Raw genomic sequence first — 14,463 nt, 5'->3', positions numbered from 1 at the left:
GGCAAGTTCTGAACTGGTGGTGATGCAAGCGTCTGGCTTTTCGAAGTTAGATATCGGTTTATCGGTACTGAAAACCGCAGTCCCGTTGATGATTATTGTCACGCTATTAGGCGAGTGGGGGGCACCTCAAGCTCAGAAAATGGCGCGTGATTTGCGAGCTTTCGCGACCTCTGGCGGCAATATTTTGTCGGTGAGAACTGGGGTATGGGCTCGCGATGTCAATGACTTCATCTTCGTTGCCAAAATTGATAACGAACACTTGTATGGGCTAAACATGTGGCGTTTCGATGAGCATAAAAAATTACGTCATGTTGTGTTTGCTGAGCAAGTGGATTATCTCGGAGACAATCAGTGGCTGATGAAGAAGGTAGAATTAACCGATTTTCAAAACGACATCATGATAACGAAGCAAACACTGGATGAATATTTATGGAAAACCTCTTTAGCTCCTGATAAGTTGGCGGTTGTTACCGTGAAGCCAGAAGAGTTAGCGCTCAGTGGCTTGTACGATTATGTGCATTACTTAAAAGCCTCAGAGCAGGATGCTTCACGTTATGAACTGGCATTATGGCGCAAGATCACTCAGCCTTTTTCTATTGCGGTGATGATGCTGATGGCATTGTCCTTTATCTTTGGCCCGCTACGTAGTGTGACGATGGGAGCAAGGATTCTCTCTGGCGTTGTGGCGGGCTTTACCTTTTATATCTCTAGTGAGTTTTTTGGCCCTTTAAGTTTAGTGTATGGTATTCCTCCTGTGTTCGGGGCTATTGCACCAAGCCTAGTTTTTTTAACCATTGCCGTGATGCTATTACGTCGAAAATTATAAGGGTGTGAATCCTAGCCAATAAAAGCCCAGGGGAAGCTGAATAGTTCACTGGGCTTTTATCGCTGATGGCTTAACGAGTGGTATCTAATCTCACGACTTCTGTCTTCGCCCACATATCTTGAAAGCTGCGCTTTTGTGGGTCAATAAGAACGGTTAGGTTACCTAATCCAAAAACTGAAGTGGCTAGGCGAATCAGCGCTTGGGTTGAGCTGATTAATGAACCGTCAGCATTGCGTAGCATAATTTTCCACGCCCTCATACCAAGTGTTTGTCCAGCTCTTGTCCAAAAGAAAACAAAAAAATAGATCCAAGTGGTAGCAAGGTAAAGTGTATAGAGCGGGCTCCAAATCGGATCGTGGCTAAGTAGTTCACCAGCATCTTGATAAGGTGAGTAGCTCATGACGTTGAGCGCAACGAGCGCTTCTAAGGCCGCAATAACGACACCTCCAGCGATCATTAAAATCGCCATTATAATCAACGAATCATATAAAAGAGCGCCAAGACGTCGAAAAAGCCCTGCTGGAGGTAAGTTGGAAGTATTCATGGTAGACCAGAGTTAATCATTCATAGTCGCCAGCATATCGGGAGTTTCTCTTGCTGAAAAGAGAGTCAGAGCACAGCATTTCGTCTTATGGCTAAATTATCAGCAAACAATTGGTTTTTTGATATTTTTTATTGCACCGCTCACTTTCTTACGTATAATGCCAACCATCAAAAGGCAGTAGCCTAGATGCCGATGTGGTGAAATTGGTAGACACGACGGATTCAAAATCCGTTTCCTTCGGGAGTGGCGGTTCAAGTCCGCCCATCGGTACCATTATTTATACAACAAAGCCTCGACGACAGTCGGGGCTTTGTTGTTTCTAGGATAATCAAACGCTTACCGCAGTTTTCCTTTTCTGCTATCGCCTCTTTTCTTCCCAAAATAGACTCACTTTATCCGCCTTAAAAACGCTTTCATGGTTCATCTAGGGTTTATTTATCTTAGTTTAGGTTTATTTATGTTGCTTCGGTATCGATTACAGTTCGGCCTTGTTTAAAGGTCAAACTTTGATTTTAGCGAGACTGCGTTGTAGCTAGCATAAAAAATAAAACTCGCTTTACGACTTGAAGCTATAGCGGTTGGTTCGGTTTGCTCATTTAATTACCGAGACTATGTATCCTGATCGATATTCATTTATACCCTTCCAACTTGAATCTGCGGGGGTATTTTTAGTGGTCAACTAAAATTGGCTACGTTCTTTCATCTCAATCACATAGTCTGTCTATGCTCTTGGGGATTATGAGAACCATCCGTGGCTCTCACCAAAGGCCAGACTACGGCTGTTCAAATTTATTCCAAACAAATTTGTCACTCACTTGCCGCCGACCTGCAACTCCAAGTTGTTTGGGTATAGCAACCACCTACCGATTTCTCTAAGTGGTGGGAAGGTGTTGTTTAAAGAAAGTGATGCTTTATATCTTGATTGATTGTTTCAACGGATGTTGTTGTTGTTTGGTTTGTTTTAATATTCCAAATACGAATATCTTCTTTGTTTAGCGTGATAATTAATTTACACCCCATTTTTAACGCTCTAGCATGTTGACGTTTAAGTTTCACCCCGCTAAAGTCATTTAAGATTTTAATCTGCTGATTTCCCTTTCTGATTTCATTGGCTAATAATAACGCATCAATATTTTTTGAAGATTCTTCATAAGTAATTACAATATCTGGACTGTTATTGATGTTTTTATTGAGATTTAAAGTTTCAAGAAGTAGTAATAAACGCTCAATTCCAATGGCAAATCCAGATGCCGGAATGCTTTTATTGCCAAATAATTCGACTAGTCCATCATATCGTCCACCGCCACAGATAGTTCCTTGTGAGCCTAGTTCATCCGTTATCCATTCAAACACGGTGCGTGTATAATAATCTAATCCACGTACCAGACGTGGGTTGATTATATATTCAATGCCTGATTTATCTAATAAGTAACATAAGTTTTTGAAATGTCTTTGTGACTCTTCACCGAGATGGTCTAATAATCTTGGAGCATTGTTTAATAATTCTTGCATATCTGGATTTTTACTATCAAGAATTCTCAGTGGATTTTTTTCAAGACGATTTAGACTATCATTATCAAGTTGATCTAAGTTGTCTGAAAAGTATTTTATTAATTGTTCTCGGTGTTTTTTTCTTTCATCTAATGTGCCAAGAGAGTTAATTTCGAGTCTTATATGTTTTGTAATACCGAGCTGTTTGAAAATATCATAAGCCATGAAGATTAATTCAGCATCTATATCTGCATCAGGCATACCAAACGTTTCAACACCCAACTGAGTAAATTGACGTAAGCGGCCTTTTTGTGGACGTTCATAACGGAACATTGGGCCTTGATACCATAGACGTTGAGTTGTTTGATAGCACATGTTTTGCTCTATTACTGCGCGAACGCAACCACTAGTACCTTCTGGACGCAAAGTAATGTGTTCACCACTTTTATCATAAAAGTTATACATTTCCTTCGATACAATGTCGGTAGCTTCTCCTACTGCGCGTTGGAATAGAGCGACAGGCTCTAGTATCGGCAGACGTATCTCTTGATAGCCATAGCGATGGGTTGCTTTCCTAATAATATTTTCAAGCCACTGCCATATCGGTGTTTCATCAGGAAGAATATCTTTCATTCCACGTATTGATTGAATATTGTTCATTTTTTCTTCATTCTCCATAAATAAGGTATACAAGGTGGATATTTATTTCATAGCGTATTTATTACGCTATTTCTAAAAATCAAGGTATGGCTTTCTGTTATCTTTAAGCATTTTGTTTTTTTTGTAATAAGCTTAAACGATAAAAAATAAGACATAATATTTGTATAGCTATTAATAATATAAAAAACTTAAACCCAGTCCCAATTAATGCAAAGATCACGAATGTTAAACCGATGAAGCTTAATAAAAAATCTTTGAATTGGATAAGTCTATTTTGGGTTGGGCGTCGGCTTAGCATAATGGGTAGAGAGATCACTGCAAATGCATAAGGAATTAACCCAGCTGCAACAGCAAGTAAAATAATACAATGGAATTGTTTTTCAAGATTGGGGGAGATAGTGAGCAGTAGCATTGCTGTCATGAGTAGCGCGGTGCACAGCAAACCTTTATAAGGTACATTATTTCGATTTGTTTCGGCAAAAAAACGTGGAAATAATCCAGCATCAGAAGCGGCTTTCGGAACTTCGGTTTGTAAAATTTGCCAACCAGGCATAGCTCCGAAGCAGGCAATAATAGCGAGTGCCGATATCAGTAAAGCAACTTGATTTCCCCATAAAATACGAGCGGTATCTGCAAATGGCGAACTTGATACAATAAGTTCAGCATGAGGCATTATACCCATGATGACATTACTTGAACTGACATAGCATAAGGCTGCCAAGCTTAGGCCTAAAATGGTTGCTAATGGGACATTGCGCGTTGGATTACTCACTTGATCGCTTGATACAGAGGCCGATTCAACGCCTAAAAATCCCCACAACGAGATAGAGGCTGCCGCCATGATGGCATGGATATCATTTTGTCCGGATACGTTATATATCATAGTATAGCGTTGTGGAGAAAAACCTCCCCAACCAAAAATTCCGATGCTCAATACGACAGCGAGCATACATAGTCCAGTAAAAATTTGTGCATATCCAACGACTTTTGCACCTTGTAAACCAAGCAGTACAAAAGCCCAAAGTATACTAATAGCGGTAATGGTAGCGTAAAGGGGAGTATGAAGAAGAGGAAAGAAAACCGATAAGTAACCAACACCAGCAATCAGTAGTGCGCAATTTCCTATCCAAGTTGCAATCCAATAAAAGAGAGATGATTGAAAGCCTATATAAGGGCCGAAAGTATGGTTAATGTTAGCAACAATTCCGCCTTTACAAGGGGAAAGCATACTAATTTTTGAAAACGTGAGTGCGAGTGCGAGTACTCCAAAAAAGGTTAGCGCCCATCCCCAGACTGAGATTGAACCGATCCCGGCCAGTGAACTAGGCAGCATGAACACTCCGCTGCCCATCATGTTTGAAGCTGTCATGAGTGTTAATGCACTCACTCCCATACGGCAGGTGGTTGATTTTGTTTTGTCCATATCATTTTATCTTTTCACATTTAATAACTCGGTTTGAAAATAAGTTGCATTCTGAAGCAAAACCATGAATGATTCAGAATTGTTGCCAGTCGGCCCCAAACCAAACTGGCAACAATGAGTTCACTGGCAGTGTTTTTCACTGCCTTTTTTTATGCTGCTTTATCTTGAGCGTCAGCAATTACATCATCGATGAGTGCATCAATTTTGCTTGTTTCAATGTGATGTGCGGTTGTGATGAGATGAGCCACACCACCGGAAGTGGCTAGGCAGTGTTTTTTCCATACCGCTTCTGAAGGGCAAGGGAATACAACGGTAATTGAGTTTGGATTGCGCCAAGCATCAATGCCTGCAGCTTGTAAGCGATCAACAGCATATTGTGCCATAGATAAACTTCTATCGATGCGACGTTTCCATTCAACAAACGAATGAGAACGAATGGCTTCCCACATCATTAGTGGAGTATGGCCGTTACGTGAGCCTGTAATTGTTTTATCGTGTGCTGAAATGTAATCAATTTCAACTGAAATACGATCAACATTTTCTTTTTTCGCCACTACAATACCGCATGGAATTGGTGAGCCAATCATTTTGTGTCCAGAAACACCGATAGAGTCAATACCATCAGCAAAGTTAAATGCTTGAGGATGATCAACGAATGGAAGAATCATACCGCTGAGTGCTGCATCAGCATGAATATAATATTCTTCGCGTGCTAGGCCCATATCTTTTAAACGTTGCTGAATTAACTCAATATTATCTACCGCGCCACGGACTGTTGTACCAATATTGGCAAAAATAATAGGGTGTTTTTCATTATCAGCCTGAATTTTACTCATCAGATCGTCGTAGTCAATTTCACCATTAGGCAATGATTCAACCACCTGAGATTTAATTCTTAGGAGTTTGACAATTTTAGCAACAGAATAATGGGTATCTTTTGAGTAATACAAAGTGCTATCTGGAAAAATTTCACGAGCTAGATAGCAACCGAACATGTTTCCTTCTGTACCGCCATTTGTAACATACCCCCAGCTTTTTTCAAAAGGAATTTTGAATAGATCTGCAAAATACTCCATTACTTCTTTTTCAAAATCAAAAGAGTTCAAAAGGTAGTTACAATACTCTGACCAGTCACCACAATTATTAATTGAAAAACGCATAAAACGTTCTAAGCTCGTGTAATCAAAGTCGGCTGATTCTGGGTAGCCAATATTAAAATATTGATTTTTAACACAGTATGCCCAGAACTCGTCTAAGCGATTTTGATCTTGTATAGATAAAGTCATAATATATTCTCTAAATTTATTGATTTTTTAATAAATGAATAAGGTTGCTTATTTCAAATAAAGAACCTTTTCTCCCTTATTACTTTTACCTGCAGCAACAAAACTAAACATTGGAATTGTTATCATCATCATCACAATGCCCCAGAAAATAGAATCACTGCCTGAGCCTAATAGGGCAAATATGCTATACACCATACCAAGCACAACCATCACGCTATAGAACATAAAGGTACGGCCTCTGTTTAGTTTCTTTGATACCATAATAATTGGCAGAGAAATAAGGGCATACATATAAGGAAGCAAAGAGGCAAAGACAGACATTAAAATAATAATTTCAAATTGCTTGGCTAAGTTAGGTGATGCGGTCATCATTAACACGATGCTCATGAGTACACCGGTGAAAATCAGGCTTTTCATCGGAACGTCGTTTTTATTTACATCGGCGAAGAATTGAGGGAATAGACCTTGAGCGGCACCGGCACGAGGCCCCTCTGATTGTAGAATTAACCAACCAGAAATAGAACCAAAGCAAGCAATAATACTTAATGCTGAAGCGATATTACCTGCAGTTTCACCGAACATGTAGCGTGCTGCGTCTGCAAATGGCGCGGCAGAGTGAATCAGCTCTTCATGAGGTACTAATCCCATGATGACTGAGCAGCTACCTACATAGCAAACAGAGGCAATCAGCAAACCATAAACCGTTGCTTTAGGAACTGTACGCTCAGGATCTTTTACCTGACCACTTGATACTACTGCGGATTCAACCCCCAGAAAGCCCCAAAGTGCGATAGATGCGGCAGCCATAATAGCGGAACTGTCACTTTTTCCTGTACCATTATAAACTTGGGTAAACATATGAGGATCAAACCAGAACCAGCCAATAACCCCAACACCTAATACGACCAATAACATACAAGAAGCGGTAAAAGATTGAGCGCGACCTGCAACTCTAGCTCCGAAGCTAGCTAATAAAACAAACCCCCATAAAATAGCAATCGCGGCAATGCAACCAAAACTCGGATTTGTTAATTCAGGAAAGAAATAACTTAGATAACCAACCCCTGCCACTAACAGGGCAACGTTACCAACCCAAGCACTAATCCAATAGCATACTGTTGTTTGAAAACCAATAAATGGACCGAAGGCATCAGAAGCATAAGCAACGATTCCTCCATTACGAGGAGTTAATAAGCTTGTTTTTGCAAATACGAGAGCAATAGCAATGACTCCAATAATTGTAAACAACCAACCCCAAAGAGAAATATAACCGACACCCGCCAAATTCGTCGGTAGCATAAACACACCGGAACCCATCATATTTGATGCGGTTACCAATGTAAGAGCGACAACACCCATCTTATGGGCAGAGCTTGCACTTACAGTCTCCATATTTTTATTCCTGTTGAGTTAATTACATTGAATTGTCATAGGTATGACGTCAAAAGTATTCGTCGCTGATTCTAAAAGGGTGAAGTAATGAAAATTAGATCTTAATCAAGTTTTTCCAGATATATATTTTTTACTTTACTTTTTGTGGTTAAAAAAAATACAATCCTATACATATTGACTCCGTCCCCTTTTTTTTGATGAAGAATAGTTAAATCATGAATTTTTGATATAAAAATTTAAGATTTATTATGTTGATATGTATTTGTGATTTATATATGTTTGGTTTGTTGATATGCCAATAAATTTACTTATTGTTTTGAATGTAAAGGTTAGGCTATGCCCAGAAAAGAACGTTTGTTTATTGAAAGTCTTCCACAATTAATAAAACTTAAGGGCCATAATAAAGAACTTATTTTCCGTGATGAGGACGATTACAGAACTTTCCTTGGTTGTCTTGAACAGGCCATCAAACGTCATGTCATAAGGTTGCATGCTTATTGCTTGCTTGATAATGAATTGTTTTTGTTGTTAACACCAAGTACCAAAGAAAGCATTGGAAAACTGGTTCAACATATTGGTCGTCGGTATGTTTTTTATTACAATAAAAAATACCAAAGAACAGGTTCTTTATGGGAGGGGCGTTATAATAGTTGCTTAATTGAGCCTAGTAGTTACTTTTTAATCTGTCAGAAGTATGTTGAAAAGCTTGTGCAAAGTAAACTTAACATTCCACATTATCAATATCCTTGGTCTAGTTACTTACATCATGTAAGTAAAGAATTTCAAGAAATAATATCCGAACATCATGAATACACAATGTTAGGTAATACATTAGAAAGTAGACTTCATGAATATAACCGTTTTTTTCAAAGTCCAATCAATAGTATTACAATTGAAAAAATAGAAAAGTGCCTAAATCAAAACTGTATATTAGGGACTTTGGCTTATTGTAATAAAGTTGAAGAAAAGATTAATAGAAATGTTAGGCCTAGATGTTGTGGTCGGCCGAGGAAAAAATATTATAATGTTATTAATGATTGGGTTTGGTTAGAAAGAAAAGCAAGAGCTAGTCTTAGTTCTTATGGATATCAAGAAATAAGATTTCCTATTTTAGAATCTGACACGCCAGCTATATCTGATTATCAATGCTCACTTACTAGCAAAAATATAAAATGTTTAGATAAAAATGTTTCATTAAGAAATGATGGGACATCAAGTTGTATTAAAACAATAGCTAAGTATAAAGAACTTCAATCTTATAGCCGATTATGGTATCAAGGGCCAATATTTAAAATATCAAAAGATAATGCATATGCTATAAAACAGAGCCATCAAATAGGAGTGGAATCGTTCGGGTTTAGCAATATTGATATATTGTTGGAGCAAATAATGCTTCAGAAAGACTTTTTCTCTTCATTAGGCGTGTTACCATTTGTTGAATTAAAAATCAACTACTTAGGTAGTAGTGCTGAGTTTTGTTTATATCGAAGAAAGTTGCAGGAATATTTTGAGCCTTTCAATGTTATTTTGGATGAACGATCTAAGAAGTGGTTAACGAAAACGCCAGAGAGAATATTATATTCTTATCCTCCATTTCTTGAAGGATTAGTTAGTGGCGCCCCTAGATTACATCAATATCTTTCTGAAGAATCTATACTTAGGTTTAAAAATATAACCAATTTATTAGAACGTTTTAACGTCCCTTTTTCAATACAGCAAGGATTATTTCCCAGTAGGGAATATGAACAAACCGTTTTTGAATGGAGTTCGGAAAGATTAAATTCAGAACAAGTCATATGCCGAGGTGGATGCTATAGATTCCTATCCCAGAATAATTCTAATTTAATACCCGCTTGTGGTTTTGCTCTTATGTTAGAACCTATTTTAAAATTATTAAAAACGGTTAACGTTAAATCTTGGTCTTTTGAATCAGTTAATATATTGGTTATACCTAAAAATAAAATATCAACTTACTCGGCCCTAAGTTGCTGCCGTCATTTGAGGATGGTTTTCCCAGATTTTAAAGTAATATATGAAGGCTCGTGTTTTTCAACGGCTAGAGCAAAGAAAGATGCTATTAAATATGGTTGTAGATTTACCATTATTGTCGATACAGAAAGTGAAGAGGTGTTAACTCTGTATGACGGAACTCAAAATGTACAATCCACCTTGACGTTATCGAAGTTAGTTAATCATTTAGTACGTTATAGCCAATCATCTTTTGAACAAATAATGATGTAATTATCAGCTATTTCATCATTAATATCATAATAGTGACAGCAGCGCTGTAGATCAAATGAGTGCTGCTGTTTTGTCTTGGACACAATACGTGACCAAACTCTCTCTTTTGTTTTCCTCCTTTGAAAAAGGATCTCTGCTTGCTCTTCTCTTTGATAATCTAGGTTTAGGTGAAATTTTTCATTGATTGATAGAGTGCTCTATCGCCGAAGGTGATTAAATGCAAGATAGTTATCAGCCCCTAGGTACTCGAGAGTTAGAATTGACAGCGTCAAGCGTATTTGTGCCTGTTCGGTGGACTCTAGATATTAAGAGTCAACGAGTTACTTGCGTCACTGAGTCATTTTCGGATAAGCATACTGCTTCATTTTGCGCTCAAACGTTAGATGATTGGCTTGCATTAATGAATGTGACGAGTCAGCAAAAGGTTGAAAAGTTGCTTCAGGAGTCGCTTCGCAGTGGCGATAAGCGTTCGATTAATATTTTGCTAGTAAATTCCAGACGTTTTTGTTACGCGCTCTTTTCTGTGGAACAATTCTCTAACTATGTTTTACAAGGTGAAATCCGACCTATTGTTCAATTAGCTAAAACCGCTCAACAGGCGATCTGGCTAGAGCATTTGTTAAGTTGTGCACCATGGGGAATACTTATTTCTGATCAGAATAATAAAATTTTGGGTTGTAATCATACTTTTGAGCAGCTTACAGGCTTTCATTCTACTGATTTACAGGGGCTTCATAGTGAGTTTTTGTTTACAGATGAAGCCTTACCTTTAAATGATTATGTCGATAATACGCCACAAAAAGTAACCATTATTTGCGCAAGTGGTCAGCAGCATCATTATCAGTGCTGTGTATCATTGATGCCGGTTGAGGGGCAGGCGATCTACCTTAGTTTTTATTCACCCCAGTTAGAGGAATATGAGCAAAGAATAAATAGTTCTATTGCTAATAAACAATGGTTTCTTGAACAGTTTGAACGGCTATATCAGCAGCGGCTGGTTGAGCAACTTTATATCGTGATGACGTTAAGTATCGAGCAATCGCTGTCTGCAAAGCAGCAGATTGTATTACATGATGTGATGATGCGTTTGAAGGAGAGTCGTTTATTTGGGCAAATAAAAGAAGGCTTATACTTGGTTTGTGTGACTTGCCCTTTACCATCTTCTGGAGAGTCATATCGGTATGTTCACGCCAGTATTCGAGCTTTTTTTCATGAGTTGCGTCAGATGGATCGTCACCTGCATAAACTTTGTACGTCAGGAAAAGTGGGCGTCTCTATCCTAGGTTTAGACGCACGCAGTACAAAAATAGCGGTTACTCATTCTGTTCAAGCGATTTTAGAACAAGAATCCGAATCTGGTTTGCAGAAAATCCGTTTTTTTGATTCACAGCTTCATCGACAGATTCAAAGGCGGCGATTGTTAGAAGAGTTTGTGCATGACGCGATTAAAAACCAGTCTTTATCTGTGTTTTATCAGCCAATTATTGAAACACAAACCTGGCAAGTGATTGGTTACGAAGCCTGCTGTCGTTTTTCTCTCCCCACTTCATTACAAGCCGATAATCGTGAGTTGATAGCTATCGCGGAAGATCTCGGATTAGTGTCTGAGCTCGATCTACACATTCTACATTCAGCGCTGGAACAACTTTCTAAATTACAAGCATTACATGATTACCCGGTTCGCTTAGCGGTTAATGTGTCAGCGGATACTAAACAAGGCTTCTCTGAGTTACTTGGTTATTTAATTACATTGATTCAACAGAAGTCGTTCGGGGCAGAGCATCTTATTATTGATCTGATTCAAGCCAATGCTCATGTCACTGGGATTGTTCAATCAGCTGAATTGAAAGTCCTACGGGCCAAGGGTGTGCAAGTCACGATTGATGACATGGGGTTGGATTACTCTTTATTAGAGCATTTACCTTTATCTGAGTTTGATTATCTAAAAATTAGTCGACATTGCTTGGATGCGATAAAAAGCAAGATCAACCGTTATAAAGTGATCAAAATGCTAGTTGAGCTTTGTCATTCTTTAGGCGTAAAAGTGATAGCTGATGGCGTTGAGTCATTAGAAGAAGCTTCTTTATTGACTGATACAGGCGTTGATTTTATGCAAGGCTTGCTCTTTTCAGCGCCATCCTCGGCTGCTCATTTAAAAATCGTTAATCGTCAAATTGCTCAAAAAATAAAACCATTGTTGAAGAACCATCATGAAAGCAAGCAACCGGCTCATTTAGTAGGGCTTCATCATGCTTATGCACCGCGTCTTGATCCTGGTGATCCGCTTTCATTGGCTTTTCAATATTTTCAAGTATCTGATATAGACGTTTTGCCGGTGATTAACCAGCATGAATGTGTAGGAATTATCGATCGTCAAACGTTGAACCTGTATTTAACCCCAACAATGGGGACAGAATTAGAAACGATGAGAGAAGCTGAACGATGGCACCGACCCGTCAATCAGATCATGATGCTTTCTTTTACTAAGTTAGATGCATACACTGATGTTCGGCTAGTGACCGAGCTAATTTGTGAGCAGAAATTAACTTTTCCTTGGGTGTTGGTTGATGGTAACAAGTTTAAGGGGATTTTGACCCAACAAATTATCATTAGCTACCTTGCACAGCGACAAACAGCGTTAATATCGCAAACTCAGTTTGGTGCTTCATCAGAGCAATGAATGGTAATGGTAATGGAAGGAGATCTCGAAAAGGAGTTCTTCTAAAATAATAGCATGACGAGTGAAATATTGAGCTAACTGTGGCAAACATTAAGATAACCGTAGATAGGTTGCAACCAGGATTGCATATTCGATTACCGCTGAAATGGAATGAGCATCCCTTTTTGTTTAATAGTTTTAAGATCAAATCGACCGATCAAATTCAATTGATCAAACATCTTGGCATCCAACATGTTTTTCTCAACCCAGCACAAAGTGATACCGCGCCGCTACCTGTTCGCCAAATAGAAAACCAAGACACAGAAGAAACGGCTGACTCTCAGCAATTAGAAGACGAAGTTAATCAGCTTTGGCAAGAAAAACAACATCGGATAGAAAAACTTAACCGCTATCGGCGGCGGGTGATGCATTGTGAAAAAGAATTCGAACGATCGTTAGCTCGTATGAGGGCGGTAATGAATAAAATTCGTAGTCGCCCTGCGGATGCGGTTGAAGAAGCTTTACAGCTTATCGATGACGTTGTTGAAAAATTACTCAGTAATGAAAGTGTTACCTTACATCTGATTAATAGCAAAAGTGAGTTTGAGGATGTTTATTTTCATTCTTTAAATGTATCCGTTCTGGCGATGATGATTGCGAAAGCAAGAGGATTCACGGAACAGCAAATTAAAGAGGTTGCTTTCGCCTCCTTATTTCACGACATTGGTAAAATGCGAGTGCCGAGTGCAATTGTACGTAAAGTAACGCCATTGACTGAGCCGGAAAATAATTATCTAAAATTGCACACTCGCTATGGCATTGATCTTGTCAGTGATATCGATGGGTTTCCTGAGAGTGCTAAAATAGTGATTGAGCAGCACCACGAACTTAATGATGGTTCTGGGTATCCTCTTGGATTGAAAGAGCAAGAGATTGATGAGATTACTCAAGTTGTCTCTGTTGCCAATGCTTTTGATAATTTATGTCATCCCGCGATAGCGGAAGAACAAAAAATACCTTACATAGCACTCTCTCATTTGTACAAGAATTGCAAGCATCTTTATAACCATCAGAACTTGAGTATTTTAGTGAAATTTATGGGGGTTTTCCCTCCTGGCACGGTCGTGCAACTTTCTAACAATACTGTTGGATTAGTTATTTCTGTTAATGCTGAACACTTACTTTCTCCTAATGTACTGATCTACGATCCAGCTGTGCCCAGAACACAAGCACCAATCATTGACTTAGCAGATAAAGAGATAAAAATCGTCAGCGCTATTTTACCGACTAAATTGCCGGATAAAGTTCGAGACTATCTTAATCCTAGAGCAAGAATTAGCTATTTCTTTGATAGCGATGATTAGTTATCCACAGTGTTTTGTGAGTAATCTGTTAGCTGAATACTGAAAACCTATGGGTAAAATAAAAGATGCTGATAATTTGGTCTAACGAGTTTTTTTTTGAGAAAAAATGCAAATTCGACTTGCCAAAAAAGTTCAACTCCCTATAATGCCGCCTCACTGACACGGCAGACGCCGCAAGGCTTCAGACAGTGTTAGTGGAGGGAAAGCTTCTAAAAAAGAAAATTTGAAAAAGTGTTTGACTCTTCAAATTAACTCGTTAGAATTCACCTCCGCTTTGAAGCTCAATGAGCCTTCCAAGCAACGCTCTTTAACAATTTAAACCAATCAATCTGTGTGGGCACTCGTTGATGATAATCAAAAAGATTTATCAATGAACTGAGTGACCAATTTGATACTTATCTCTTTTAGAGAATGGTATCGAGCACAGTCAATTCAAGTTTTCTAGGAACTAGCTTCTAGATCCTAGAAACTTATCAGTATTCATTGAGCCGGTCGCAAGACCAACAAAACTTTAATTGAAGAGTTTGATCATGGCTCAGATTGAACGCTGGCGGCAGGCCTAACACATGCAAGTCGA

At 38.6% G+C, this 14,463-nt stretch carries 9 protein-coding genes, 1 tRNA gene and 1 rRNA gene; 6 read left to right on the top strand and 5 right to left on the bottom strand.

Features of this window, described 5'->3' with window-relative positions:
- A partial coding sequence (lptG, locus tag B7C60_RS03165) for an LPS export ABC transporter permease LptG (RefSeq protein ID WP_245868469.1) occupies positions 1–826 on the top strand: 826 nt, incomplete at its 5' end.
- Between the two features lie 70 nt (positions 827–896).
- Here lptG and B7C60_RS03160 read toward each other — a convergent pair.
- Entirely contained in the window at positions 897–1,370 is a 474-nt protein-coding gene (locus B7C60_RS03160) for an RDD family protein (RefSeq protein WP_099610403.1), read from the bottom strand.
- A gap of 188 nt (positions 1,371–1,558) precedes the next feature.
- Here B7C60_RS03160 and B7C60_RS03155 point away from each other — a divergent pair.
- Positions 1,559–1,643, top strand: a tRNA-Leu gene (locus B7C60_RS03155).
- Between the two features lie 621 nt (positions 1,644–2,264).
- On the opposite strand, the gene hisS is transcribed toward B7C60_RS03155, so the two are convergent.
- The 4 genes from hisS to hdcC all read right to left on the bottom strand — a co-directional run bounded on the left by hisS (position 2,265) and on the right by hdcC (position 7,622).
- Positions 2,265–3,521 (bottom strand): histidine--tRNA ligase, encoded by a 1,257-nt coding sequence (hisS, locus tag B7C60_RS03150; protein WP_099610402.1) that lies wholly within the window; start codon positions 3,519–3,521, stop codon positions 2,265–2,267.
- Positions 3,522–3,624: 103 nt separating this feature from the next.
- Complete coding sequence (locus tag B7C60_RS03145; RefSeq protein ID WP_202598361.1) at positions 3,625–4,944, bottom strand: amino acid permease; 1,320 nt, start codon at positions 4,942–4,944, stop codon at positions 3,625–3,627.
- 149 nt (positions 4,945–5,093) lie between these two features.
- Positions 5,094–6,230, bottom strand: coding sequence for a histidine decarboxylase (locus B7C60_RS03140; RefSeq protein WP_099610401.1), 1,137 nt, complete (start codon positions 6,228–6,230; stop codon positions 5,094–5,096).
- 48 nt (positions 6,231–6,278) lie between these two features.
- Positions 6,279–7,622: a histidine-histamine antiporter gene (hdcC, locus tag B7C60_RS03135; RefSeq protein WP_099610400.1), complete on the bottom strand. Its 1,344-nt coding sequence runs from the start codon at positions 7,620–7,622 to the stop codon at positions 6,279–6,281.
- A 336-nt stretch (positions 7,623–7,958) separates the two neighbouring features.
- Between hdcC and B7C60_RS03130 the strand changes: the two genes are divergently transcribed.
- The 4 genes from B7C60_RS03130 to B7C60_RS03115 all read left to right on the top strand — a co-directional run.
- Positions 7,959–9,863: an ATP phosphoribosyltransferase regulatory subunit gene (locus tag B7C60_RS03130; RefSeq protein WP_099610399.1), complete on the top strand. Its 1,905-nt coding sequence runs from the start codon at positions 7,959–7,961 to the stop codon at positions 9,861–9,863.
- 217 nt (positions 9,864–10,080) lie between these two features.
- Entirely contained in the window at positions 10,081–12,543 is a 2,463-nt protein-coding gene (locus B7C60_RS03125) for an EAL domain-containing protein (protein ID WP_099610398.1), read from the top strand.
- 80 nt (positions 12,544–12,623) lie between these two features.
- Positions 12,624–13,886 carry a cyclic di-GMP phosphodiesterase gene (locus tag B7C60_RS03120; RefSeq protein ID WP_099610397.1) on the top strand — a complete coding sequence of 421 codons (1,263 nt, stop codon included), beginning with the start codon at positions 12,624–12,626 and terminating at the stop codon, positions 13,884–13,886.
- A 512-nt stretch (positions 13,887–14,398) separates the two neighbouring features.
- Positions 14,399–14,463 (top strand): 16S ribosomal RNA (locus B7C60_RS03115); the annotation flags it as partial.

Origin of the sequence: Vibrio fujianensis, from assembly GCF_002749895.1 — a bacterium.
In the GTDB taxonomy this organism is placed as follows: Bacteria; Pseudomonadota; Gammaproteobacteria; order Enterobacterales; family Vibrionaceae; genus Vibrio; species Vibrio fujianensis.
The sequence above is the reverse complement of the archived record's forward strand: the minus strand, read 5'-3'. Positions and strand labels throughout refer to the sequence as shown.

Coding starts and splice junctions, on each gene's coding strand:
- B7C60_RS03160 (WP_099610403.1), bottom strand. CDS start 1,370: ATGAATACTTCCAACTTACCTCCAGCAGGGCTTTTTCGACGTCTTGGC.
- hisS (WP_099610402.1), bottom strand. CDS start 3,521: ATGAACAATATTCAATCAATACGTGGAATGAAAGATATTCTTCCTGAT.
- B7C60_RS03145 (WP_202598361.1), bottom strand. CDS start 4,944: ATGGACAAAACAAAATCAACCACCTGCCGTATGGGAGTGAGTGCATTA.
- B7C60_RS03140 (WP_099610401.1), bottom strand. CDS start 6,230: ATGACTTTATCTATACAAGATCAAAATCGCTTAGACGAGTTCTGGGCA.
- hdcC (WP_099610400.1), bottom strand. CDS start 7,622: ATGGAGACTGTAAGTGCAAGCTCTGCCCATAAGATGGGTGTTGTCGCT.
- B7C60_RS03130 (WP_099610399.1), top strand. CDS start 7,959: ATGCCCAGAAAAGAACGTTTGTTTATTGAAAGTCTTCCACAATTAATA.
- B7C60_RS03125 (WP_099610398.1), top strand. CDS start 10,081: ATGCAAGATAGTTATCAGCCCCTAGGTACTCGAGAGTTAGAATTGACA.